At 64.5% G+C, this 23,360-nt stretch carries 17 protein-coding genes; 8 read left to right on the top strand and 9 right to left on the bottom strand.

Annotated elements, in window-relative coordinates; genetic code table 11:
- Positions 1-18: 18 nt before the first annotated feature.
- The 3 genes from J8I26_RS11875 to J8I26_RS11865 form a co-directional block, all read right to left on the bottom strand.
- On the bottom strand, positions 19-1,998 hold the full coding sequence (locus tag J8I26_RS11875) for a methyl-accepting chemotaxis protein (protein WP_209607309.1): 1,980 nt from the start codon (positions 1,996-1,998) through the stop codon (positions 19-21).
- A 409-nt stretch (positions 1,999-2,407) separates the two neighbouring features.
- Positions 2,408-5,386: a bifunctional diguanylate cyclase/phosphodiesterase gene (locus J8I26_RS11870; protein WP_209607308.1), complete on the bottom strand. Its 2,979-nt coding sequence runs from the start codon at positions 5,384-5,386 to the stop codon at positions 2,408-2,410.
- 142 nt (positions 5,387-5,528) lie between these two features.
- Positions 5,529-7,271: a methyl-accepting chemotaxis protein gene (locus tag J8I26_RS11865; protein WP_209607385.1), complete on the bottom strand. Its 1,743-nt coding sequence runs from the start codon at positions 7,269-7,271 to the stop codon at positions 5,529-5,531.
- Between the two features lie 311 nt (positions 7,272-7,582).
- Here J8I26_RS11865 and J8I26_RS11860 point away from each other — a divergent pair, with 311 nt between their 5' ends.
- A complete protein-coding gene (locus tag J8I26_RS11860; protein WP_209607307.1) occupies positions 7,583-8,245 on the top strand; it encodes a VTT domain-containing protein in 663 nt (220 codons plus the stop codon).
- A gap of 77 nt (positions 8,246-8,322) precedes the next feature.
- Here J8I26_RS11860 and J8I26_RS11855 read toward each other — a convergent pair whose 3' ends face one another.
- Positions 8,323-9,675 carry an N-acetylmuramoyl-L-alanine amidase gene (locus J8I26_RS11855; protein WP_209607306.1) on the bottom strand — a complete coding sequence of 451 codons (1,353 nt, stop codon included), beginning with the start codon at positions 9,673-9,675 and terminating at the stop codon, positions 8,323-8,325.
- Positions 9,639-10,124, bottom strand: a complete 486-nt coding sequence (tsaE, locus tag J8I26_RS11850) for a tRNA (adenosine(37)-N6)-threonylcarbamoyltransferase complex ATPase subunit type 1 TsaE (RefSeq protein ID WP_209607384.1) — start codon at positions 10,122-10,124, stop codon at positions 9,639-9,641. Before tsaE ends, J8I26_RS11855 begins: the two co-directional genes overlap by 37 nt.
- Before the next feature lie 37 nt (positions 10,125-10,161).
- Here tsaE and queG point away from each other — a divergent pair, with 37 nt between their 5' ends.
- Both queG and J8I26_RS11840 read left to right on the top strand, forming a co-directional pair.
- Positions 10,162-11,265 carry a tRNA epoxyqueuosine(34) reductase QueG gene (gene queG, locus J8I26_RS11845; RefSeq protein ID WP_209607305.1) on the top strand — a complete coding sequence of 368 codons (1,104 nt, stop codon included), beginning with the start codon at positions 10,162-10,164 and terminating at the stop codon, positions 11,263-11,265.
- Positions 11,266-11,305: 40 nt separating this feature from the next.
- Complete coding sequence (locus J8I26_RS11840; protein WP_209607304.1) at positions 11,306-13,783, top strand: penicillin acylase family protein; 2,478 nt, start codon at positions 11,306-11,308, stop codon at positions 13,781-13,783.
- Positions 13,784-13,824: 41 nt separating this feature from the next.
- Here the strand turns inward: J8I26_RS11840 and J8I26_RS11835 are convergent, their stop codons facing one another.
- From J8I26_RS11835 to J8I26_RS11825, 3 genes are all read right to left on the bottom strand, one after another.
- On the bottom strand, positions 13,825-14,715 hold the full coding sequence (locus J8I26_RS11835) for an AEC family transporter (protein ID WP_209607303.1): 891 nt from the start codon (positions 14,713-14,715) through the stop codon (positions 13,825-13,827).
- 6 nt (positions 14,716-14,721) lie between these two features.
- Positions 14,722-15,312 carry a response regulator gene (locus J8I26_RS11830; RefSeq protein WP_209607302.1) on the bottom strand — a complete coding sequence of 197 codons (591 nt, stop codon included), beginning with the start codon at positions 15,310-15,312 and terminating at the stop codon, positions 14,722-14,724.
- 64 nt (positions 15,313-15,376) lie between these two features.
- A complete protein-coding gene (locus tag J8I26_RS11825; protein ID WP_209607301.1) occupies positions 15,377-17,395 on the bottom strand; it encodes a PAS domain S-box protein in 2,019 nt (672 codons plus the stop codon).
- A 194-nt stretch (positions 17,396-17,589) separates the two neighbouring features.
- On the opposite strand from J8I26_RS11825, the gene J8I26_RS11820 reads away from it, so the two are divergent.
- From J8I26_RS11820 to J8I26_RS11810, 3 genes are all read left to right on the top strand, one after another.
- Complete coding sequence (locus J8I26_RS11820; protein WP_209607300.1) at positions 17,590-18,594, top strand: TRAP transporter substrate-binding protein; 1,005 nt, start codon at positions 17,590-17,592, stop codon at positions 18,592-18,594.
- 121 nt (positions 18,595-18,715) lie between these two features.
- Positions 18,716-19,276 carry a TRAP transporter small permease gene (locus J8I26_RS11815; RefSeq protein WP_209607299.1) on the top strand — a complete coding sequence of 187 codons (561 nt, stop codon included), beginning with the start codon at positions 18,716-18,718 and terminating at the stop codon, positions 19,274-19,276.
- Positions 19,273-20,553, top strand: a complete 1,281-nt coding sequence (locus J8I26_RS11810) for a TRAP transporter large permease subunit (RefSeq protein WP_209607298.1) — start codon at positions 19,273-19,275, stop codon at positions 20,551-20,553. The genes J8I26_RS11815 and J8I26_RS11810 overlap by 4 nt, the downstream gene beginning before the upstream one ends.
- Positions 20,554-21,044: 491 nt before the next feature.
- On the opposite strand, the gene J8I26_RS11805 is transcribed toward J8I26_RS11810, so the two are convergent.
- Positions 21,045-21,695: a VOC family protein gene (locus tag J8I26_RS11805; protein ID WP_209607297.1), complete on the bottom strand. Its 651-nt coding sequence runs from the start codon at positions 21,693-21,695 to the stop codon at positions 21,045-21,047.
- 201 nt (positions 21,696-21,896) lie between these two features.
- Between J8I26_RS11805 and J8I26_RS11800 the strand changes: the two genes are divergently transcribed.
- Positions 21,897-22,334, top strand: coding sequence for a methylated-DNA--[protein]-cysteine S-methyltransferase (locus tag J8I26_RS11800; protein WP_245200291.1), 438 nt, complete (start codon positions 21,897-21,899; stop codon positions 22,332-22,334).
- Between the two features lie 5 nt (positions 22,335-22,339).
- Positions 22,340-23,263 carry a site-specific tyrosine recombinase XerD gene (gene xerD / locus J8I26_RS11795; protein WP_209607295.1) on the top strand — a complete coding sequence of 308 codons (924 nt, stop codon included), beginning with the start codon at positions 22,340-22,342 and terminating at the stop codon, positions 23,261-23,263.
- Positions 23,264-23,360: the final 97 nt, after the last annotated feature.

Here is a 23,360-nt window from a genome sequence, read left to right as displayed (position 1 = left end):
CCGCCAACGGCGCCGGCCTCAGATGCGGAAGGCGCTGACCGCCGCGGCCAGGCGCTCGGCCTGCTGCTGCAGTGACTGTGCCGCGGCTGCCGCCTGTTCGACCAAAGCGGCGTTCTGCTGGGTGGTTTCGTCCATCTGGGCGATGGCGCGGTTGATCTGGTCGATGCCTTCGCTCTGTTCGCGGCTGGCGGTGGTGATCTCGCTGATCACGGTGGACACGCGCTGCACGCTGGCCACCACTTCGCCCATGGTCGAGCCGGCCTGCGCCACCAGCTGGCCGCCGGCGCCGACGGTCTGCACCGAGGCGTCGATCAGCTCCTTGATTTCCTTGGCGGCGGAGGCGCTGCGCTGGGCCAGCGTACGCACTTCGGTGGCCACCACGGCGAAGCCGCGGCCCTGCTCGCCGGCGCGGGCGGCTTCCACCGCGGCGTTCAGGGCGAGAATATTGGTCTGGAAGGCAATGCCGTCGATCACGCTGATGATGTCGACGATGCGTTGCGAAGAGGTGTTGATCGCCTCCATGGTCTGCACCACTTGGCCGACCACCTCGCCGCCTTCGCTGGCCACGCCCGAGGCCGAGCTGGACAGCTCGTCGGCCTGCACCGCGTTGGCGGCGTTCTGCTTGACGGTGGAGGTCAGCTCTTCCATGGCCGAAGCGGTCTCTTCCAGCGCGCCGGCCTGCTGCTCGGTGCGGGACGACAGGTTGAGGTTGCCGGCCGCGATTTCGCTGGCGGCGGTGTTGATCTCTTCGGTGCCGGCGCGCACGCTCGACACCACCGCCGACAGGCCTTCGCTGATGCCGTTGAAGGCGCCCATCAGGCGGCCGATCTCGTCGCCGCGCGTCACGTGCAGGCGGGTGGTCAGGTCGCCGCCGGCGATACGGTCGGCGGCTTCGCACACGGCGTCCAGCGGACGCGACACGGTGCGCTTGACCATCAGCGCCAGGATCGCGCCCAGGATGGCCAGGAACAGCAGGCCGAAGCCGATGTAGAGGTTGCGCATGCTGCGCACTTCGCGGGTGATCTCGTCGACATAGGTTTCGCCGGCGATGACCCAGTTCCAGCCGGCATAACGCGTGAAGGCGATGACCTTCTTGCGGCCGTCGGCGGCGGTGTAGCGCAGCGAACCTTCTTTCTGTTCCAGCACGGTCTTGATGTAGCTGTCGCCGCCGGCGTCCTTCAGCTCCAGCAGGCTGGCGCCTTCCTCCTTGCCCTCGCGCGGTGCGCCGGCGATCATTACGCCCAGGTCCTTGCCTTCCTTGGCGTTAAGTACGTAGAAGAAGCCGGTGTCGGCGATCTTCAGCGCCTTGATCTTGTCCTTCAGGGCCTTGACGTCGGGCGAGATGTCGATGCCCACGTACAACGCGCCGATGATCTGGCCGGCGGCGTTCTTCATGGGCACGTATTTGGTGATGTACTGCTTGCCGAACAACGTGGCCAGGCCGCTGTAGGGCTTGTCGGCCTTCAGCGCGGCGTAGCCGGGATGGGCGCGGTCGAGCAGGGTGCCGATGGCGCGCTCGCCGTTTTCCTTCTTCAGCGAGGTCGACACGCGCACGAAGTCGTCGCCGGTCTTGGCGAAGATCGTGGCGGTGACGCCGGTCTCTGCGGTGAAGCGGTCGGGGATGCTGAAGTCCATGTTCAGATCCTTGCCGTCGTTTTGCAGCGCCGGGGTAGCGCGGTCGCCGATCTGGATGGTGCGGCTTTCGTCGAGCGTGAATTTGCCCGCGAACTCGTTGCCGAACATAGTGGAGAAGCGATCCACCTGGCTGTTGACCGAGTGGTCGAACATTTCCACCATGTGCGACACGCTGCGCGCCTCGTTGCTCATCTGTTCCACCGAGCGCTGTTCCATCATGCGCGAGGTGGAATAGGTGATCAGCAGCAGTGCAATGACGAATACCGCGCCCACGAGGGCGACGGTCAGGGTCGTCAGTTTTGCACCGACCGATCGGTTGAGCAGAGAAGAGCGGGGTGCCGCAGCAAACAGTTCAGTAGCCATGGTGTTCTTGTTTTTGAAAAGCAAAAATGGAATCGCGCAAATGCCGATCGAGATGTCTTGCCGACCGTGGTCGGGGCAACCTGTGTGGGTCCCGGAGGGACGCCGTTATTACGCTTGCAGAACCTGTCGGCCCGAAAGACGGGGCCGGAGCAACGCTGGAGCGGCCGGGCTGTGGATCCTGGCGGTTACGTTTACATCTCTGGACTTGCTGGGGAAGCCAGAAGTATAGCGATAGTGCTTTGATCTGATTCAAATTCTTTCGATGTTTGCGCCCACATTTTGCGGAGCTGTTGTTTTTCCATCGAGAAAGTAATTCTTTGACATTTCATCCTGATATCGCCCGGCGAAGATTTGGTGAGTTTGTGGGCGGCGCAAACAGGAAATGGCGTTTGCGCGGGCGGGCGCGCATTCAGGCGTCGTCGCGGACGTCCTTGCCGGCCATGAAGTCGCGTATCCAGTTTTCCAGGTTGTCGGCCGACAGCGGGCGCGAGAAGAAATACCCCTGGCCAACCTCGCAACCCTGGCTGATCAGCAGCTCGTACTGGTCGGCATCCTCCACGCCCTCGGCCACCACGGTCAGCTTCAGGCTTTCGCCGATGCGGATCACGGCATTGGTGAGCGCGCTCACGGTCTCGTCTTTGGCCATGTCGCGCACGAAGCTCTGGTCCAGCTTGAGCTCGCCCACCGGCAGCTTGCGCAGGTAGCCCAGGCTGGAATAGCCGGTGCCGAAGTCGTCCATGGCCAGCGGCACGCCCAGCGCGTGGACCGCGGCGATGGTCTGGTTGGTGCTGGGGTTGGTGTCCATCAGCACGGTCTCGGTAATCTCGATGGTGAGGTCGCTTGGCGAGAGCGCATGGCGCTGCAGCAGGCCAGTGACGAACTGCGGCAACTCCAGGTCGTGGAAGTTGGTGGCCGACAGGTTGACCGAGATGGACGGCACCCGGATGCCGCGCCGGCGCCAGTCGGAGAGCTGGAAGCAGGCTTCCTCCAGCGCCCATTTGCCGAGCTCGCCGATCAGGCCGCATTCTTCTGCGATGGGGATGAAGCGCCCCGGCGAGATGTTGCCCAGCTGCGGATGCGGCCAGCGCGCCAGCGCCTCCACGCCGTGCAGGCGGTTGTCTTTCAGGTGGATCTGCGGCTGGTAATGCAGCTCGAAGTCGCCGCCGCGCAGCGCGTCGCGCAGCGCGCCTTCCAGCGCCAGGCGCTCCTGGGCCATGCTGTTCATCTCGTCGCTGAAGAAGCTGAAGCGCCCGCGGTTGACCGCCTTGGCCTGGTACATGGCGATGTCGGCGCGATGCAGCAGGGTCTCGATGTCGTTGCCGTTGGCGGGGAACATGGCTACGCCGATGCTGGCCGAGGGATTGAGCGGCGTGCCGTTGATGTAGACCGGCTGCGACAGCCGATCCTGGATGCGCTTGACGACTTCGCTCAGGTGGTTGTCGTCGTACTGGGTGAGCACCACCACGAACTCGTCGCCGGAGAGTCGGCCGACGATGTCCGAACGGCGCGCCTGCGACTGCAGCCGCGTGGCCACCGTGCGCAGCAGCTCGTCGCCGGCCTGGTGGCCCAGCGAGTCGTTGACCTGTTTGAAGCGGTCGAGGTCGATGAACATCACCGCCACCGTGCTGCGGTTGCGCTGGGCGGCGGCGATCGCCTGGCCGGCCTGTACCAGCAACAGGCTGCGGTTGGGCAGGCTGGTCAGCGAGTCGTAGAACGCCAGCTGGTGGATGCGCGCGCGCGATGCTTCACGCTCGATGGCCAGCGCGCACAGGTGCAGGCCGGCGTCCACCAGCAGGTGGTGGAAGGCGCTGGGCCGGCGCGGCTCGCGGAAGTAGAAGGCGAAGGTGCCGATCACCTTGCCATCGGACGATTTGACCGGGGTCGACCAGCATGCGCGCAGGCCCAGCGGCAAAGCCAGCTGACGATAGTTGATCCAGTGCGGGTCGGTCTCGATGTCGGTGGTGATGACGGCTTCGCCGTTGGCGGCGGCGGCGCCGCAGGCGCCCACCGCCTGGCCGATCTCCAAGCCGTCCAGCGCCCGGTTGTAGGACTCCGGAAGGCTGGGGCCGGCCAGCGTATGCAGCCGGCCATGCTCGTCCACGCGCAGGATGGAGGCGACCACTTCCGGCGCTACGCGCTCCACTTCCTCGCACAGCAGGTTCATCTGCTCGACCAGTGAAGAGTCCCGCGCCATGGCGTTGAGCACGCGGTATTGCAGCACCTCGTGCACCTTGGTGTTGGTGATGTCGGTCATCACGCACACGGCGTTGACCAGTTTGCCCGCCGCATCCAGGATGGGGTTGACCACCGCCGACATCCACAGCGGCTGGTCATGCATGTTGTGGATCAGCTCCTCGGTGTGGAAGCTGCGCCCCTGTAGCAGCTCGCCGTGGCAGCGCTCGATCGACTTGACGAAGTTGGGATGGGCGGCGAACAGCTCATGCGGTTTTTTGCCGATCACCTGCTGCGCCTGGAAGCCCAGCATGCGGGTGAAGCCGATGTTGTGGAAGACGATGCGATTGGCGTCGTCGGTGATGATGACGGCGTTGTCGGTCTCATTGATGCCCAGCGACAGCAGGTGCAGGTGCTCGCGATCGCTGACCTCGCGCGTGACGCGATAGGTGGCGTCGGTGCCGATGCAGATGATCCTTTCGGGTTTGCCGTGCGCGTCCAGCACCGGCGAGTAGGTGGCTTCCCACCATACTGTGCGGCCGTTGCGCGCGCGGCGCTGGAAGCGGCCTGAGAAGAAGCGCCCTTGGCAGACGTCGCGCCAGAACATTGCGTATTCCTGGCTCTGGGCATATTGGTCGTCGCACAGGATGCGGTGCGGCTTGCCGACCAGCTCGTCGGCCAGGTATTCCATCGTCTTGAGGTAGTTGCTGTTGGCCGACAGGATGATGCCTTCGGCTGACAGTTCGACCACGCCCAGCGATCGGTTCAGCGCATTGAGCACGCTATGGCTATGGCGCGAGTCGTCGATGTGAGCGGTGATGTCGGCAGCTACCGAGATGACTTTTTGCAGTTCTCCCCGGTCGTCCAGGATCGGGCTGCAGATCGCTTCCAGCCACAGCGTGGTGCCATCGGCACGCAGGCGCTGCAAGGTGCCGGAGATGACTTCGCCCTGACGCAGGTGCTGCCAGAACTGTTGGTAGTGCTCGGTAGCGACGTAGGTCGGGTCGCACAACATGCTGTGGTGCTCGCCCACCAGTTCCTCGCGGCGGTAGCCGAGCAGCCGCAGGAAGTTGTCGTTGGCGCCGAGCAGGGTGCCGTCGGCGGCGAATTCGAGCATGGCCGTGGAGCGCGAAAGCGCCGCCAGCAGGGCGTCCCGTTCGTCCCCCTGTGCTTGTCTGCGGTTCAGTTCCCCGATGAACGGCTCATTGCTTTGCATTGCAGGCTCCCCCGGTCTGCCGGTAACGGCGCCTGCCCCGGCCGGGCGCCGCCTTGCTTGATCATATGCCTAAATTTCCCGTCTGTGCGCGCTTCGCCGCGGCCATACAACGCCGGCGGCGATTACGCGAGGTTGGCATTGCTCAGAACTGTTCCCAGTCGTCGGCATCGTCGCCGGCCGGTTTGAGAGCGGCCGGTTTTCTTTCCGGTAATGCCGGGGCGGCCGCTTTGGCGGCGGGGGCAGGGGCGGATGCCGCCACCTTGGCCACCGGCTTGGCCGCGCGCGGCGTTGCCGGCGCCGTGGGGCGGGCCGGTTTCACGGGCGCCGCGGCCTGCATGCCGTCGATCTTGAACACGCTGACCACTTCGGTCAGGCGGTTGGCCTGATCCTGCAACGCCTGCGCGGCTGCCGCCGCCTGTTCCACCAGCGCGGCGTTCTGCTGGGTGGTCTGGTCCATCTGCGAGATGGCGTGATTGACTTGCTCGATGCCCGTGCTCTGCTCCTGGCTGGCCGAGGAGATTTCGGCCACCACATCGGTGACGCGCTGCACGCTGGTCACCACTTCGCCCATGGTGACGCCGGCCTGTTCCACCAGGCGGCTGCCGTCGCCGACCTTGGCCACCGAGTCGTCGATCAGTTCCTTGATTTCCTTGGCGGCCGAGGCCGAGCGTTGCGCCAGCGAGCGCACTTCCGAGGCTACCACCGCGAAGCCGCGGCCCTGCTCGCCGGCGCGGGCGGCTTCCACTGCGGCGTTCAGGGCGAGGATGTTGGTCTGGAAGGCGATGCCGTCGATCACGCCGATGATGTCGACGATCTTGCGCGAGGACTCGTTGATCGAGCCCATGGTCTGTACCACTTCGCCCACCACGCTGCCGCCCTGCAGCGCCACCGAGGAGGCCGAGGCAGCCAACTGGTTGGCCTGGCGCGCGTTGTCGGCGTTCTGCTTGACGGTGGAGGTCAGTTCTTCCATGGCCGAGGCAGTTTCTTCCAGCGAGCTGGCCTGTTCTTCGGTGCGCGAGGAGAGATCGAGGTTGCCGGTGGCGATTTCGCCCGAGGCGGTGTTGATGGTGTCGGTGGCCTGGCGCACCTGGGCAACGATCTTTTGCAGGTTGCCGTTCATGGTTTGCAGCGCCGACAGCAGCTGGCCGGTTTCGTCGTTGCTGGTGACTTCGATGCGGCTGGTCAGGTCGCCGTCGGCCACGGTGCGCGCCAGGCGCACGGCATGGTTGAGCGGCAGGGTGATGCTGCGGGTGAGCTGCCACGCCACCAGCACGGCAAACACGATGGCCAGTGCGACCAGGCCCAGGGTCAGGTTGCGCGCCTGCTCATACTGAGCGCGCACGGCGTCGGCAGCCTCCCGCATCAGTTGGTCCTGGAAGCGCACCAGCTCAGCCACCTTGTCCAGATAGGCAGTGCGCAAGGCCTGTTCGGCGGGCGCATACATGGCGACGACGGCTTCCTCGCGCTTGCCGTCCTTGATCAGCTGGGTCAGCTTGTCGCTGCTGGCGATATAGGCGGTGCGCGCCTGCTGGATCTGGCTGTACATCTGGCGGCCCTGGGCGCTGGTGATGCTCTTGTCCAGCTGCTGCATGTCTTCACCGATTTTCTTGATCGCGGCGGCGATGATGCTTTCCTGCGTCTTGAGCTGATTCGGATCCGTCATCAGCAGCAGGTTGCGGGTGGAGCGCAGGATCATGTTCTCCTGCAGGATCACATCGTTGGCCAGCACCGTCTTGGGGTAGTAACCGTTAGTTACCCCATCCATTTGCTTGTTGAGTTCGGCCATGCGTGATAGCCCCAGCAGGCCGATGCCCACCAGCAATACCAGCATGACCGCGAAGCCGGCTGCCAGCCGGGTGCCGATTTTTGTGTTTTTCAAACTGATGCTCACCTGGATTCCCCTTCCTTTTGTTGGTGACTGCGAACGTGCATCGATGGCACGCAATGGCAGTTATCGGATGACGTGACCTCGTTCTGAAGTGTGCCTGCAGCAATTTACAGTTACGCACGGCGCTGTCGGTGTTGGGTGTTTGGGACAGGCTGGATTCAATGTAGTCCAAAAGGCCAACAGGTGATGGTGTATGATGACCCGTCGGGATGAGATCGCCACTCGTCTTTTGCAGTGTTGCCGCCAGAGCAACACGCGAATAGCGCGGCGCAACACGCCGCCGGCATGTTTGATAGACGATGGGGCTTATGGATTATCTGCAGTTGCTGGACGTGCTGGTGCACGTGGACAAATATCTCGGTGTCCTGATTGAGCAGTACGGCACCCTGATCTATGCGGTGCTGTTCCTGATTGTGTTCTGCGAGACCGGTCTGGTGGTGCTGCCCTTTCTTCCCGGGGATTCCCTGCTGTTCATCGCCGGCACCTTCTGCGCCACCGGCGCCATGAACATCTGGGTGCTGATGGCGCTGCTGGTGGTGGCCGCCGTCTCCGGCAATACCCTCAATTACTGGATAGGCGCGCTGGTGGGGCACAGGGTGTACACCCACAACTATCGCTGGCTCAATCCTGAAGCCTTGCGCAAGACCCACGCCTTCTATGAGAAGCACGGCGGCAAGACCATCGTGATCGCCCGCTTCACGCCCATCGTGCGCACCTTCGCGCCGTTCATCGCCGGCGTCTCGGCCATGACCTTCGCCAAGTTCCAGCTCTTCAACGTGCTGGGGGCGGTGCTGTGGGTGGTCAGCCTGGTGGTGCTGGGCTATCTCTTCGGCAACATTCCTGTCGTGCAACAAAACCTGAATTGCCTGGTGATCATCGGCATCATCGGCGCCATCATCCCCATCGTGCTGGGCGCCGGCTGGCAGCTCTGGCGCAAGTTGCGCGGCAAGCGCAAGGTCAGCAACGCCTGATCGTACGCCCGCGGCGGCCATGAAAAAGCCCCGGTCCTGCATGGCAGGCCGGGGCTTTTGGTTTGTACGCAGCCCGGTCAGGTCAGCTTGTTCTTGGCCAGCGGCGGGTTCTTGGCGAAGTACTTGCGGATGCCGGTCAGGATGGCATCGGCCATCTGGTCCTGATAGCGCTCGTCGGTCAGCTTGGCTTCTTCTTCCGGGTTGGAGATGAAGGCGGTCTCGATCAGGATGCTGGGGATGTCCGGCGCCTTCAGCACCGCGAAGCCGGCCTGTTCCACCGCGCCCTTGTGCAGCTTGTTGATGCCGCCGATTTCCTTGAGCACCGCATTGCCCACGCGCAGGCTGTCGTTGATCTGCGCGGTGGTCGACAGGTCCAGCAGCACGCTGGCCAGTTGCCGGTCGTGGGTCTTGATGTTCACGCCGCCGATCAGGTCGGCCGAGTTTTCCTTGTTGGCCAGCCAGCGCGCGGCGGTGGAGCTGGCGCCCTTTTCCGACAACGCAAACACCGAGGAGCCGCGCGCGGTGGGCTGCACGAAGGCGTCGGCGTGGATCGACACGAACAAGTCGGCCTGCACCTTGCGCGCCTTGACCACACGCTGGCCCAGCGGCACGAAGAAGTCGGCGTCGCGGGTGAGCATGACGCGCATGTTGGGATATTGCTCGATCTTGCGCTTGAGGCGCTTGGCGATGGACAGCACCACGTCCTTCTCGCGGTTGCCGCGCGCGCCGGTGGCGCCCGGGTCTTCGCCGCCGTGGCCGGGGTCGAGCGCGATGGTGATCATGCGCGTCAACTGCAGGCGCGGCTCGTCCTGGACCACCTTGGGATTCTTTTCGGTCTTGTCTTCCGGCTGCGGCTTGGCTTCGGCCAGAGGCGCCGGATCGGGTTTGGCCGGGATCTGTGCCTGCGCCTGGTCCTTGGGCGCCTCCTTGAGCCAGTCGCCCTTCTGGATCAGCGCGGCGATCGGATCCTGCGGATTGGCCGGGTAGAGGTCGATCACGAAGCGGTATTTGTACTCGCCCACCGGCGCCAGCGTGAACACTTGCGGCTTGATCTCGTCCTTCAGGTCGAACACCAGACGCACCACGCTCGGCCGGTTCTGGCCGACGCGCACCTGGCGGATGTACGGATCGTTGGGCTGGATCTTGGCGACCAGGTCCTTCAGGGTGCTGTTGAGATCGATGCCTTCAATGTCCACCACCAGGCGCTCCGGGTCCTTCACCACGAAGTGGGTGACCTTGAGGTCGCTGTCGTTCTCCAGCGTGACGCGGGTGTAGTCGTCGGACGGCCACACGCGCACGGCCAGGATTTGCGAGGCAAAAGCGGGCAGGGGAGTGACGACGGAGACGAAGAGAGCGCCGCCTGCTTTGAGGATGGTGCGGCGGCTTTTGGACTTTACAGGTTGGGAGCGAATTTCAGTCGAGCGAGGCATTGATGACCCTTGTCAGACAACGCACGTAATTCTACATCACGGCCGTGCTGCGCAAGCATCAGGCTGACGTGAATGTCCGGTGCCGGCAACACCGGATCGCCCTTTTCGGGCCATTCGACGATACAGATGGTGTTTTCGTTGAAATGTTCACGGAATCCGGCGTCCAGGAATTCCTCCGGGCTGGCCATCCGGTACAGGTCGAAGTGGATGACTGTTACCATGCGTCCTGCGATTTCCACTTCATAGGGCTCGGCCAGCGTATAGGTCGGGCTTTTCACCCGGCCCGGGTGGCCTGCCGCATGCAGCAGGGCGCGCGTGAGCGCGGTCTTGCCGGCGCCCAGGTCGCCGTGCAGGTAGACCGCCAGGCCCGGCGTCAGCACCTGCGCCAGGTCGGCGCCCAGCTTGGCGGTGGCTGCCTCGTCGGGCAGATGGAGGTGGAGGCGCTGCATGTTCACTACTTGATATCCAATTCCGTTTTTCAGGTTCATGACCGCTTCTGTCGATCTCGCCGATCTTGCCATCGCCATCAAGGCCTGGGGAAAAGACCTGGGCTTTGCCGAGGTGCGCATCGCCGATGTCGACCTGTCGCATCGCGAGGCCGGTTTCCAGGCCTGGCTGGACAAGGGTTACCACGGCGAGATGGATTATATGGCAAGCCACGGCATGAAGCGCGCGCGCCCGTCCGAGCTGGTGCCGGGAACGGTGCGCGTGGTCAGCGTGCGCATGCCCTATGTGCCGGCGGACAAGGACGGCGCAAATGCCGACTGGCGCGCCCGCGAGGAAGCGCGCAGCGCCGACCCGGCCGCAGCCCAAGTCTCCATCTATGCCCGCGGGCGCGACTACCACAAGGTCTTGCGCGCCCGGCTGCAGCAGCTGGCCACCCGCATCGAGGGCGAGATCGGCGCTTTCGGCTACCGCGTCTTCACCGACTCGGCACCGGTGATGGAGGTGGCGCTGGCCGAAAAGGCCGGCCTCGGCTGGCGCGGCAAGCACACGCTGCTGCTGCATCGCGACGCCGGCTCCATGTTCTTCCTGGGTGAGATGCTGACCGACTTGCCGCTGCCGGTGGACGAGCCGGTCACGCCGCACTGCGGCCAGTGCCGCTCCTGCATCGACGTCTGCCCGACCCAGGCTATCGTCGCGCCCTATGAACTGGACGCGCGGCGCTGCATTTCCTATCTCACCATCGAACTCAAGGGCAGCATTCCCGAGGAGCTGCGCGCGCTGATCGGCAACCGCATCTACGGCTGCGACGACTGCCAGCTCTACTGCCCCTGGAACAAGTTCGCCCAGCGCGCCGCCTTGCCCGACTTCGACGTGCGCCACGGCCTGGACGACGCCAGCCTGGTTGCGCTGTTCGCCTGGAGCGAGGAGGAATTCCTGAAGAACACCGAAGGCAGCGCGATCCGCCGCATCGGACATGAGCGCTGGCTGCGCAACCTGGCAGTCGGTCTGGGCAACGCCGCCGCATCGGATGCGCATCGCGGCGACGCCGGCATGGTCGCGGCGCTGCGCGCGCGCCAGGCTCATCCGTCGGAACTGGTGCGCGAACACGTGGCTTGGGCGCTGGAGAAGCATGGAGTAAAGTAGGTCTCCCATAAAAACGACATGGAGACCAACGATGCCAAGAATGAAACACAAGGCGGGCATCATCGCCGCCGCTTTGGGCTGTTCCATCCACCTCGCGCTCATCCCCGCGTCCCAGGCTCGCGACGCGCAAGCCTTCAAGCTCCCCCCCAGCGCCAGCAACGAAACCATCGCCATCCCGGGCCTGCAAAAGCGCGCCGAGATCCTGGTCGACCGCTGGGGCGTGCCGCACATCTTCGCCGGCAGCCAGCACGACGCCTTCTTCATGCAGGGCTTCAACGCTGCGCGCGACCGGCTGTTCCAGATCGACCTGTGGCGTCGCCGCGGCCTGGGCCAGTTGTCGGAAGTGTTCGGCCCGGCCTACCTGGCGCAGGACAAGGCCACGCGCCTGTTCCTTTATCGCGGCGACATGCGGCGCGAATGGAACTCTTACGGCAAGGGTTCCGAGCAGGTGGCGCAAGCCTTCGTCGACGGCATCAACGCCTACATCGATTATGTCTCCCTGCAACAGGAACAGCTGCCGTGGGAATTCCGCCAGCTCGGCTATCTGCCGGCCAAGTGGCAAGCCGAGGATGTGGTGCGCATCCGCAGCCACGGCCTGACGCGCAACCTGCTGAGCGAAGTGGCGCGCGCCAAGGTGGCCTGCGCGGCGGATCTCAAGTCCGACGAGGTGCGTTTCGGCCTCACGCCCAAGTGGAGCGCGCAGATGCCCGAGGGGCTCGATCCCTGCCTGCCCAAGGATTTGCTGAAGGTGTTCACGCTGGCCACGCAAGGCGTGCGCGTGACCAAGGAGAGTCTCAACGCCGCCGCCGGCGCCACCACTGCTGCCGCCTCTGACGACGGCAAGCTGGTGCGCGTGGAGCCGTCGTCCAACCTGGAAGAGACCATGGAAGGCAGCAACAACTGGGTGGTGGCGCCGTCGAAGTCGGCCACCGGCCGCGCCATCATGGCCAACGATCCGCACCGCGCCTATTCCGCGCCCTCGCTGCGCTACATCGCCCACATCCACGCGCCGGGCATGGACGTGATCGGCGCCGGCGAACCTGCGCTGCCGGGCATCTCGATCGGCCACAACGGCACCATCGCCTTCGGCCTGACCATCTTCAACATCGACCAGGAAGACCTGTACGTCTACGAGCTCAACCCGGCCAACCCCAACGAGTACAAATACCAGGGCCGCTGGGAGGCGATGCGCGTGCTGCACGAGCCGGTGCGCGTGAAGAACGGCGCGCCGGCGGTGGCCGACCTGACTTTCACCCGGCACGGCCCGGTGATCTATGTCGACCGCGAAAAAAACCGCGCCTACGCGGTGCGCTCGGGCTGGCTGGAGCCGGGCATGTCGCCCTACTTCGGCAGCATCGACTACATGCGGGCGCGCGACTTCAAGAGCTTCAAGCACTCCATGCTGAACTGGGGCGCGCCCACCGAGAACCAGGTGTACGCCGACGTCAAGGGCAACATCGGCTGGGTGCCGGGCGGCCTCGCGCCCAAGCGTCCGAACTGGGACGGCCTGTTGCCGGTGCCCGGCGACGGTCGCTACGAATGGGCCGGCTTCTGGCGCGGCGACCAGCTGCCGTCGACCTACAATCCGCAGCAAGGCTGGTTCGCCTCGGCCAACCAGATGAACATCCCGGCCGACTATCCCTACCAGGAGCGCAAGCTGGGCTTCGAGTGGACCAACAATTCGCGCTTCACCCGCATCAGCGAAGTGCTGGGCAGCCTGCCCAAGGTCTCGCTACAGGACTCGATGAAGCTGCAGAACGACGATCTGGCGATTCCCGCGCGCCGGCTGGCGGCCTTGCTCAAGCCCTTGTCTTCGGACGACGCCAACACCCAGGCTGCGCTGAAGATCCTCGGCAACTGGGACTACGTGGAGCGCGCCGACGCGCCGCAGCCGGCCTTGTATGAGGTCTGGTTGTCGCGCCATCTGGGCAAGGCATTCAAGTACGCGGTGCTCAGCCGCGCCGCCGCCGACGCCATGGCCGCGCCCGATACGGCGGTGCTGCTGGACACGCTGGAAAGCCCGGCGCCGGCCTTCGGCGCCAACGAGGTCGAGGCGCGCGCCAAGCGCGACCAGGTACTGTTGTCCAGCCTGGGCGAAGCCTATGCCGAGATGGTCAAGCTGCAGGGCGCGGACGCGACGCAATGGCAATGGGGCAAGCTGCACCACAACCTGATGGCGCACCCCTTGGCCGATGTGGTCGACGAGGCCACGCGCAAGAAGCTCAACGTCGGTCCCTTGCCCAAGCATGGCGGCGCCTATTCGCCCAACCAGTCGACCTACCGCGTGAGCGACTTCCGCCAGACCAACGGGCCGTCCTTCCGCGTGGTGGTGGACGTGGGAAACTGGGACAACTCGTGGGCGGTCAATTCGCCGGGGCAGTCGGGCGATCCGGACAGCCCGCATTACCGTGACCTGGCCGACAAGTGGTTGAACGGCGAATACTTCCCGCTGCTGTATTCGCGCGCGGCCATCGAAAAGGTGACCGAGCGCAGGATCGTGGTGAAGCCGGGGAAGTGACGGCGCAGTAAGCGGGAAACGGCTGGCGCCGGATCAGCACATCAGTGCACCAGCGCCAGCCAGAATGGAATCGTCAGCGCCGAGACCAGCGTGCCGAAGGAAATCAGGAACGCCGTGAACGGCCCGTTGCCGCCCATGCGTGCAGCCAGGATGTAGCAGCTGGAGGCGGTGGGCAGGCAGCAGAACAGCACCACGATGCGCAGCTGCAGGGGCGGCAATTGCAGGTGGCGGCCGATCAGCCAGGCCGCGGCCGGCACCGCCAGCAGCTTGACGGCGACCAGCCAGGCCACCATCAGCTTGCTTTCCTTGAGTCCGGACAGGCGCAGGCCGGCGCCCACCATCAGCAGCCCCAGCGAGATCGATGCGCCGCCCAGGCGCGACAGCACCACCCCCGCCACTTCCGGCAAGTGCAGGCCTGCGGCCGAAAAGGCGAGGCCGGAGGCGGTGGCCAGCAGCAGGGGATTTTTCGCCAGCTCGCGCAGCAGGCTGCCGTTCTTCGGCGCCAGCGCGTGCACCGCCGCCACATTGCACAGCGGTACGCCAAAGCCTAGCAGGATCGCCATCAGTCCGGCGCCTTCTTCGCCCGCCATGCGGGTGGCCAGCGCAAGCGCGATGTAGGAGTTGAAACGGTAGGCGGTCTGCATGCCGGACTCGTAGGTCATCGGCGTGGCGCGGATGAAGAGCTTGCCGACCCAGGTCAGCACGATGCCGGTCAACAGTGCCAGTACGCCGGTCTGCACCAGGCCGCCGGTGACGGCCAGGTCGAGTTTCAGGCGGGCGGTGGAATAGAACAGCAGAGCGGGGAACAGCAGGAAGTAGACCAGTTTCTCCAGCCCGGCCCAGAACTCGTCGCCCCAGCCGGAGATGCGGTACACCAGCACGCCCAGCGCGATCAGGCTGAAGTCGGGCAGCAGGAGCTGAAGGATCTCCATGGCGGCTTACTTCAGCAGGCGCGCCAGCTCGACTGCCGTCTTGACGTTCATCTTGTCGAAGATATGGGCGCGGTGGACTTCGACCGTGCGCATGCTGATGCCCAGCTCATCGGCGATCACCTTGTTCATCTTGCCGGCCAGGATCAGGTTCAGCACCTCGCGCTCGCGCACCGACAAGCCTGCCAGGCGGGTTTGCACCGCGTCCTCGGCGCCGGAGGCGCGCGAGTTTTCCAGCGCCTGCAGCACGCGGTCCATCAGCTGGTTGTCGTTGAAGGGTTTTTCAAAGAAGTCGAAGGCGCCGTTCTTCAGCATGTCCACCGCCATCGGCACGTCGCCGTGGCCGGTCAGGAAGATCACCGGGCGGCGCCGGATCAGGCCCTTGGACTTGAGTTCGTTGAACAGCGCCACGCCCGACAAGCCGGGCATGCGCACATCCAGCAGGATGCATTCGCCGTCGGCATCGAAGCCGGTCGCCGACTCCAGCGCCGCCAGCAGCGCCTGGCCGCTGTCGTAGGCGGTGGCGGCGATGTTGCGCGAGCGCGCCAGCCAGGCCAGCGAGTCGCGGATGATCTCTTCGTCGTCGACTATGTGCAGCATCGGTGTGGAACGGGGCAGCGCAGCGTGCAGCGCGCATGCCCCGTCAGTCTCTTCCCTCTGTATTTTAGTAAGTCCCGCCTTGGGCGGGCAGCGAAAACCGGAAGATTGTACCGCCAGCCGGGTTGTTGGTGTACGTCAGCGTGCCGCCGTGGAACTCGATGGTGGTGCGGCAGATGTTCAGGCCCATGCCCATGCCTTCGGCCTTGGTCGAGAAGAAGGGCGAGAACAGCCGCGCCGCGACGTCCTCGGCGATGCCGTGGCCCTGGTCGATCACCGACACCACCACCGACTCGGCGCTGCCCAGGCTGCGGTCGATCTCGGCGGTGATGCGCAGGATGCGGCGCGCCGACGGAACGCCGGCCATGGCCTGGATGCCGTTGCGGGTCAGGTTCAGGATCACCTGTTCCAGCAGCACCTGGTCGCCCAGCACCGGCGGCAGGTTGGCCGGCGCGTGGATCTGCAGCACCACGAAGAATTGCTGCGCCTGCAGCTCCACCAGCGGCGCGACGTTGTCGATCAGCTGGGCGATCTGCAGTTTCTGGCGCGCCGGTTCGCGCTTCTTGACGAACTGGTGCACGCTGCGGATCACGTGGCCGGCGCGTTGCGCCTGGGTGTGGATCTTTTCCAGCGCCGGCTGCAGCGCCTTGGGATCGGCCGTGCCCTGCTGCATCATGTTCAGCGCGCCGGTGGTGAAGCTGGAGATCGCCGCCAGCGGCTGGTTCAGCTCGTGCGCCAGGGTCGAGGCGATTTCGCCCATGCTGGCCAGGCGCGCGCTGGCTTGCAATTTTTCTTCCTGGGTGCGGTTCAGGTCCTCGGCGCGCTTGCGTTCGGAAATGTCGAGGATGGAGCCCATCCAGCCGGTTTGCTTGCCGTTCTGGTCCACCAGCGGCGACTCGAAGATCAGCACCGGGAAGCGCTCGCCGTCGACGCGCTGGAAGATGGTCTCGTACTGCGGCGTGGCGCGACCGGCCAGCACGTTGGAGAAGCGTTCCTGGTATTCGTCCATCGCTTCGGGCGCCCAATAGGGCATGGGCGGGATCTTGCCCACCATCTCCTCGGCCGGGATGCCGACCATCTTGCAGAACGCCGGATTGACGTAGGTGATGCGGCCCTGCAGGTCGCGCGCGCGCATGCCGGTGACCAGCGAATTTTCCATCGCGGCACGGAAGGAGGCTTCATTCAACAGCGCGCCCTCAGCCTTGGTGCGGCGATTGATATCGCGCCACAACGCCCACAGGCTCCACAGCAGGCCCAGCGAGAGCACCATCACCGAACCCACCAGCAGGTTGGGCAGCAATTTGGGCGCGCTCTTGGTGCTGTTGGTGTGCAGCACCAGCGTCAGGCCCGGCAGCTCCAGCTCGCGCCGGTGGGTGTAGACATTCATGCCGGGGCCGCCCGAGGTGCGGCGCGCCACTACGTTGTCGTCGGTATCGGTGAGCGATATCTCGTTGTCTTGGGCGAACCACCACGGCACCATTTCATTGAGCACACGCGCCACCGCATAGCTGGCCACCAGGCTGCCGATGTAGTGGTTGTCGCGAAACAGGGGCACGTGGTAGTCCATCAGCATCGGCTCGGCGATGCCGGGCGGCACCGCCGGCGGGCTGTACAGGGGACGGCGAAGCTGGTGCGCGCGGTCGCCGGTCATGCGGGAAGGCTCGGAGAGGTCGGCGCGGTTGATCGGGAAGTCGTCGGTGGAGGCCACCGGTTTGCCGTCCGCGCTGAACCAGGTCACGCGGTAAAACTCGCGGTTGTTGCGCAGCAGGGCGTTGAGGCGGCTGCGGAAATGGTCCTGGCGCAGGTGGCCGTTGATGATCTCGCGGCCGATGATGCGCATGCTCTCGTCGTCGCGGCTCAACTGAAAGCGGATCGCCTGCTCCACCCACAGCGAATCGGCGATCAGCTGCTCCAGCCGCTCGCTGGCTTCCATCTGCTGCGCCTGGCGCGGCAGCCAGATCAGGGTGGCCATGAACAGGAACACCAGCAGGAAGGGGATCAGCCAGCGCATGGTGGTCTTGCGGCTGGGCGCAAGCAGCAGCGAGGCGGGCGTGGGTTGGGCGGAAGGGGGCGCGGGCGGTTTCATGTCGCCGCCAGTGTAGCCGCTTCCGGATGGCGCAGGCATAGTGCGTTGCAACATGGGCAAGATGGCGTTCGGGTTGTGGTTAACCACAGTTGTTGCATGGCGGATGGCTATGCAGAATCCTCTGGCCTGTCAGGTGACTGTCAGAAAAAACTATAAGAATCCCAATCCCAAAATCCTAATCAAGGGGAGACACCATGAAACTCAAGTCATTGCTGTTCGCGTTGTCGGCCGCGGCCGTCGTCAGCACCAGCGCCTTCGCGCAGCAGCCCATCATCATCAAGTTCAGCCACGTCGTGGCCAACGACACGCCCAAGGGCAAGGGCGCCGAGCGCTTCAAGGAGCTGGCCGAGAAAGCCACCAAGGGCCGCGTGAAGATCGAGGTCTATCCGAACAGCACGCTCTACAAGGATAAGGAAGAACTGGAAGCGCTGCAGCTGGGTGCAGTGCAGATGCTGGCGCCGTCGCTGGCCAAGTTCGGCCCGCTGGGCGTGAAGGAGTTCGAGGTGTTCGACCTGCCATACATCTTCCCGACCAAGGAAGTGCTGTACCGCGTGACCGAAGGCCCGATCGGCAAGGACCTGTTCAAGAAGCTGGAGCCCAAGGGCATCACCGGCCTGGCGTACTGGGACAACGGTTTCAAGGACATGTCGGCCAACAAGCCGCTGCATCATCCGGCCGATTTCCGCGGCCTGAAGATGCGCATTCAGTCTTCCAAGGTACTGGACGCGCAGATGCGCGCGCTGGGCGCCAACCCGCAAGTGCTGGCCTTCTCCGAGGTCTACCAGGCGCTGCAGACCGGCGTGGTGGACGGCACCGAGAACCCGCCTTCCAACCTCTACACCCAGAAGATGCATGAAGTGCAGAAGCACCTCACCATCTCCGACCACGGCTATCTGGGCTATGCGGTGATCGTCAACAAGAAGTTCTGGGACGGTCTGCCGGCCGACATCCGCACGCAACTGGAAGGCGCGATGAAGGATGCCACCAAGTACGCCAACGCCATCGCGCAGCAGGAGAACGAGGCTGCGCTGGCCGCCGTCGAGAAGACCGGCAAGACCACCATCTACCGCCTGACCGACGCCGAGAAGGCCGAATGGCGCAAGGCCCTCCTGCCGGTGCAAAAGCAGATGGAAAGCCGCATCGGCAAGGACCTGATCACCGCCGTCAACAAGGAAGCGGCGGCGCTGGGCCAGAAGTAATCCGGCGCGCGTTTGACCGGGCGCCCGCGGTTGCATCGGGCGCAGACTACCAACAAAAATCGAAAACCGGCCCGCAGGCTGGCGCGCAATGCGCGTCAGCCTGATGGCGCAAGGAGACCCAATGAAGTTCCTCGACCATCTGGAAGAGTGGCTGATCGCGTTCCTCATGGCGGCCGCCACCTTCATCATCTTTCTCGCCGTGGTGCACCGCTACGCATCCGGCCTCGACATTCCCTGGCTGCAGGACGAGCTGATCCAGATCAACATGAGCTGGGCGCAGGAGCTGTGCATCTACATGTTCGTGTGGATGGCCAAGTTCGGCGCGGCCTATGGCGTGCGTACCGGCATCCACGTCGGCGTCGACGTGCTGATCAATCGCCTCAACACCCCGTGGCGCAACAAGTTCGTGATCTTCGGCCTGCTGGCCGGTGCGTTCTTCACCGGTCTGGTCGGCACTTTCGGCGCCGAGTTCGTCTACGACATCGCCCAGCACGACAGCACCTCCGAGGTGATGGAAGTGCCGATGTGGATCGTCTACCTGGCCGTGCCGCTGGGTTCCTACCTGATGTGCTTCCGCTTCCTCCAGGTCGCGTGGAATTTCCACAAGACCGGCGAACTGCCCAAGCATGACCATGCCCACGTGGAAGGTCTGGACGAAGAAATCAGCGGAGGTAAAGCATGAACGCAGCCATCATTTTCGTATTGCTGTTTGCGCTGATGCTGACCGGGATGCCGATCTCGATCTCGCTCGGCCTGACAGTCCTGACCTTCCTCTTCACCATGACCGACGTGCCGATCCAGTCGGTGGCGCTGAAGCTGTTCACGGGCATCGAGAAGTTCGAGATCATGGCGATCCCGTTCTTCATCCTGGCCGGCAACTTCCTGACGCACGGCGGCGTGGCGCGGCGCATGATCAACTTCGCCACCTCGATGGTGGGGCACTGGCACGGCGGCCTGGCGTTGGCCGGCGTGATGGCTTGCGCGCTGTTTGCGGCGGTCTCCGGTTCGTCGCCGGCGACCGTGGTGGCGATCGGCTCCATCATCCTGCCGGCGATGGTCAAGCAGGGTTATCCGAACCGTTTCGGCGCCGGCGTGATCACCACCTCGGGCGCGCTGGGCATCCTGATCCCGCCGTCCATCGTGATGGTGATGTACTCGGTCTCGACCAACACCTCGGTGGGCAAGCTGTTCATGGCCGGCGTGGTACCGGGCCTGCTGCTGGCGTTCCTGTTGGGCCTGACCACCTGGTACCTGGCCCGCAAGAACAACTACCCGCGCCTGAAGAAGGCCACCTGGGCGGAGCGCTTCGCGGCCTTCCGCAAGAGCGGCTGGGGTCTGTTCCTGATCGTGATTGTGATGGGCGGCATCTACACCGGCGTGTTCACCCCGACCGAAGCGGCCGCGATGGCGGCGGTGTATGCCTTCTTCATCGCCGTGTTCGTCTACAAGGATCTGAGCCTGAAGCAGGTGCCCAAGGTGCTGCTGGACTCCGCCTCGATGTCGGCCATGCTGCTCTACATCATCACCAACGCGGTGCTGTTCTCGTTCCTGGTGACCAGCGAAAACATCCCGCAGGCGATGGCCGCATGGATCACCGATTCCGGCCTGGGGCCGATCACCTTCCTGCTGGTGGTGAACGTGCTGCTGCTGCTGGCCGGCAACGTGATGGAGCCATCCTCGATCGTACTGATCATGGCGCCCATCCTGTTCCCGGTGGCGATGAAGCTGGGCATCGACCCGGTGCACTTCGGCATTCTGATCGTGGTCAACATGGAAGTCGGCATGTGCCACCCGCCGGTCGGCCTGAACCTGTACGTGGCCTCCGGCATCACCAAAATGGGGATCACCGAACTGACGATTGCGGTCATGCCGTGGCTGCTCACCATGCTTGGTTTCCTGGCGCTGGTGACCTACTGGCCGGCGCTGTCGCTGTGGCTGCCGAACCTCGTATTTAACTGAGATCCAACCGTGGCGCGGCTGAAATTTGTATGACAAATCGGAGGCGCCGCACGCGGCGTTTCCGGCTTGGTCAGATGTCAGTTGAGTTGCTAAAAAGTATGTTCGTTTTGCCTCAAAAAAGTGCTTTGAAAGCACAGCGAGTACTGTTAAAGTGCGGGCTTCGCTGAAACGGCAAGCAGCAATTCGCCGCCCCAGCAGATCGAATTTGGCAGTCTTTGTTGATGTTTTGAGTTGTTGATGTACACGCCTTGCGGCAAGCTGTTCCGACACATCGGAATGACGGCGCAAGGTTCACCGAATACAAAGCGGGTGGTGCATAACAAACGGTATCGATACCGAGGAAACTGAGGAGACGTGCATTCGATTGAGCTGTTCTAACAGCCGGGAATGCATAAGGAGTTTTTTGAAGGCGCATCGTTGATGCGCCTTTTTCTTTTGCTGTGCGTATTTCTGTTGGCGCGTATTTCGACGCGTCATCTCCGTCGCGACCTTCAGCCCAATGTCTTCAGCCCCTGCGGGGTCATGATGCTCGCCGTTATTTTCGGCGCAGCGGCGTCGCGCAAGATCAGGCGCTCCTCCTGCAGGCCGATGGCGTGCAGCGATGCCCGGATGGCTGGCGCTTGCGGATGCACCACGTTCAGTTGCACCAAGCGGCAGCCGAGGTCGGGCAGGGCGGCGGCCGGATGCGGTTCGCTTTGCCACTGGATCAGCGAAGGCATCGCGCCGTCGCAAGGCAGGGCACCGTCGGCGGCGATGGTGATCAGCCATTGCAGGCTGCCGCGACTCATCTCTTCGACGATGCCGGGATTGATCGTCGCGGCTTGCGCGGCGGCGTGGATGTCGCCGGTGCGAGCGACCCAGTGTGCCACCCGCGGCGGCGCGTCCGGCGCCAGCGCATCCATGCCGAACCAGCGCGCGCGGGATGGCCTGGGCGCCGCTGGATTGACGGCGATGACCTCCAGGTAAAACCCCGGGCCCAGCGACATCAGGGCGTTGTGCGTGCCCAGGCGAAGGTGTTCGCCGCCGATGCGCGGCGCCATCGATACGCCGATCATCTCGGCAACCCAGTTCATGCCGGCTTCGAGCGTGGCGGCGGTGACGACCAGGTGGTCGGGTTCGGTGTGCAGCGTGGCGCCGGGCATGGCGGGTCTCCTGATTTTTCTTGGCCAGCGGCGATGGTATCAAGCGCCACCCGGAATTGCTTAAAATAGCGCAATCGCCTTGAGCATGCCTTCATGAAGAAATCCGTTTCCGTCCCGACTCCTGCCACGCTCCCTGCTGCGCCTCCGGCTTCCCAGTTGGCCGCGATCTTTTCCGCCGTGGTGCACACGCCCTTCGGCGGCATGGGCATTCGCACCCAGGCCGGCGTGATCGTGGAGATGGTCTACCTGCCCAAGCACTACGCCGAGAAGGACGCCGCCGATGCCGCCGCGGCCAAGGCCGTCAAGCAGATCGGGCGCTACATGAAGGATCCGCAGTTCCGCTTCAAGCTGCCGCTGGCCGATGTCGGCAGCGACTTCCAGAAGCGCGTGTGGGCCGCGATTGCCGAGATCCCCAGCGGCCAGGTGCTGACCTACGGCGACATCGCGCGCCGCATCAAGTCGGCGCCGCGCGCGGTCGGCCAGGCCTGCGGCGCCAACTGGTTCGCGCTGGCCAGCCCCTGTCACCGCGTCACTGCCGCCGGTGGACTGGGAGGCTTTTCGCACCATGACGACATTGACGGTTTCTATCTCGACGTCAAGCGCTGGCTGCTCCGACACGAAGGCGTGGAAGGTTACTGACGCCGATGGGACGCACCACACCAAAGATCGAGGCGCCGCCGCAGAGCCGCGACGCCATCGACGAATTCTGCGACAGCCTGTGGCTGGAAGACGGCCTTTCCAAGAACACGCTGGACGCCTATCGGCGCGACATGACGCTGTACGCGCACTGGCTGCATCAGGAGCGCGCCAAGTCGCTCTACGCCACCCAGGCCGATGACCTCAACGCCTATTTCGCTGCCCGCCACGCCGACACCAAGCCCAGCTCGTCCAACCGTCGGCTGGCGGTGTTGAAGCGCTTCTTCCAGCTGGCGCTGCGCCAGAACCGGGTGGCTGCCGATCCTTGCCTGAAGCTGCGTTCGGCCAAGCAGCCGCAGCGGTTTCCCAAGACCTTGTCGGAGGGGCAGGTCGAGGCGCTGCTGGCCGCGCCCGATGTGTCCACCCCGCTGGGCCTGCGCGACCGCGCCATGATCGAGCTGATGTATGCCAGCGGCCTGCGGGTGTCGGAGCTGGTGCTGATCAAGAGCATCGAGGTCGGCATGAACGAGGGCGTGCTGCGCGTGACGGGCAAAGGCAACAAGACGCGCCTGGTGCCCTTCGGCGAGGAGGCCGGTTCGTGGATTGCGCGCTACCTGGCAGAGGGCCGGGGGCAGATCCTGCAGGGGCAGATGGATGACGCGCTGTTCGTCACCGCGCGCGGCGGACCGATGACGCGCCAGATGTTCTGGACCCTGGTCAAGAAGTACGCGTTCGCTGCCGGGGTAACCGCGCGCCTGTCGCCGCACACGCTGCGCCACGCGTTCGCCACCCACCTGCTCAACCATGGCGCCGACCTGCGCGTGGTGCAGCTGCTGCTGGGCCACGCCGACATCTCTACCACCCAGATCTACACTCACGTGGCGCGCGAGCGCCTGAAACAGTTGCATGCGCAGCATCATCCGCGCGGATAAGCACGTTGCCGATGTCGCGGCATTGCTGCAGCGCGCGCTCGCAAGGCCCCGGACTTGCGGCATAATGTGCGCCCATGGCGGCGTCCCTGGCGCCGGA

It is taken from the genome of Herbaspirillum sp. LeCh32-8, assembly GCF_017814915.1.
GTDB lineage: Bacteria > Pseudomonadota > Gammaproteobacteria > Burkholderiales > Burkholderiaceae_D > Herbaspirillum.
The sequence above is the reverse complement of the archived record's forward strand: the minus strand, read 5'-3'. Positions and strand labels throughout refer to the sequence as shown.

What these genes read in the sequence shown, in the direction of transcription:
- J8I26_RS11875 (WP_209607309.1), bottom strand. Translation starts at nt 1,998, where the DNA reads ATGGCTACTGAACTGTTTGCTGCGGCACCCCGCTCTTCTCTGCTCAAC.
- J8I26_RS11870 (WP_209607308.1), bottom strand. Translation starts at nt 5,386, where the DNA reads ATGCAAAGCAATGAGCCGTTCATCGGGGAACTGAACCGCAGACAAGCA.
- J8I26_RS11860 (WP_209607307.1), top strand. Translation starts at nt 7,583, where the DNA reads ATGGATTATCTGCAGTTGCTGGACGTGCTGGTGCACGTGGACAAATAT.
- J8I26_RS11855 (WP_209607306.1), bottom strand. Translation starts at nt 9,675, where the DNA reads ATGCCTCGCTCGACTGAAATTCGCTCCCAACCTGTAAAGTCCAAAAGC.
- tsaE (WP_209607384.1), bottom strand. Translation starts at nt 10,124, where the DNA reads ATGCAGCGCCTCCACCTCCATCTGCCCGACGAGGCAGCCACCGCCAAG.
- queG (WP_209607305.1), top strand. Translation starts at nt 10,162, where the DNA reads ATGACCGCTTCTGTCGATCTCGCCGATCTTGCCATCGCCATCAAGGCC.
- J8I26_RS11840 (WP_209607304.1), top strand. Translation starts at nt 11,306, where the DNA reads ATGAAACACAAGGCGGGCATCATCGCCGCCGCTTTGGGCTGTTCCATC.
- J8I26_RS11835 (WP_209607303.1), bottom strand. Translation starts at nt 14,715, where the DNA reads ATGGAGATCCTTCAGCTCCTGCTGCCCGACTTCAGCCTGATCGCGCTG.
- J8I26_RS11830 (WP_209607302.1), bottom strand. Translation starts at nt 15,312, where the DNA reads ATGCTGCACATAGTCGACGACGAAGAGATCATCCGCGACTCGCTGGCC.
- J8I26_RS11825 (WP_209607301.1), bottom strand. Translation starts at nt 17,395, where the DNA reads ATGAAACCGCCCGCGCCCCCTTCCGCCCAACCCACGCCCGCCTCGCTG.
- J8I26_RS11820 (WP_209607300.1), top strand. Translation starts at nt 17,590, where the DNA reads ATGAAACTCAAGTCATTGCTGTTCGCGTTGTCGGCCGCGGCCGTCGTC.
- J8I26_RS11815 (WP_209607299.1), top strand. Translation starts at nt 18,716, where the DNA reads ATGAAGTTCCTCGACCATCTGGAAGAGTGGCTGATCGCGTTCCTCATG.
- J8I26_RS11810 (WP_209607298.1), top strand. Translation starts at nt 19,273, where the DNA reads ATGAACGCAGCCATCATTTTCGTATTGCTGTTTGCGCTGATGCTGACC.
- J8I26_RS11805 (WP_209607297.1), bottom strand. Translation starts at nt 21,695, where the DNA reads ATGCCCGGCGCCACGCTGCACACCGAACCCGACCACCTGGTCGTCACC.
- J8I26_RS11800 (WP_245200291.1), top strand. Translation starts at nt 21,897, where the DNA reads ATGGGCATTCGCACCCAGGCCGGCGTGATCGTGGAGATGGTCTACCTG.
- xerD (WP_209607295.1), top strand. Translation starts at nt 22,340, where the DNA reads ATGGGACGCACCACACCAAAGATCGAGGCGCCGCCGCAGAGCCGCGAC.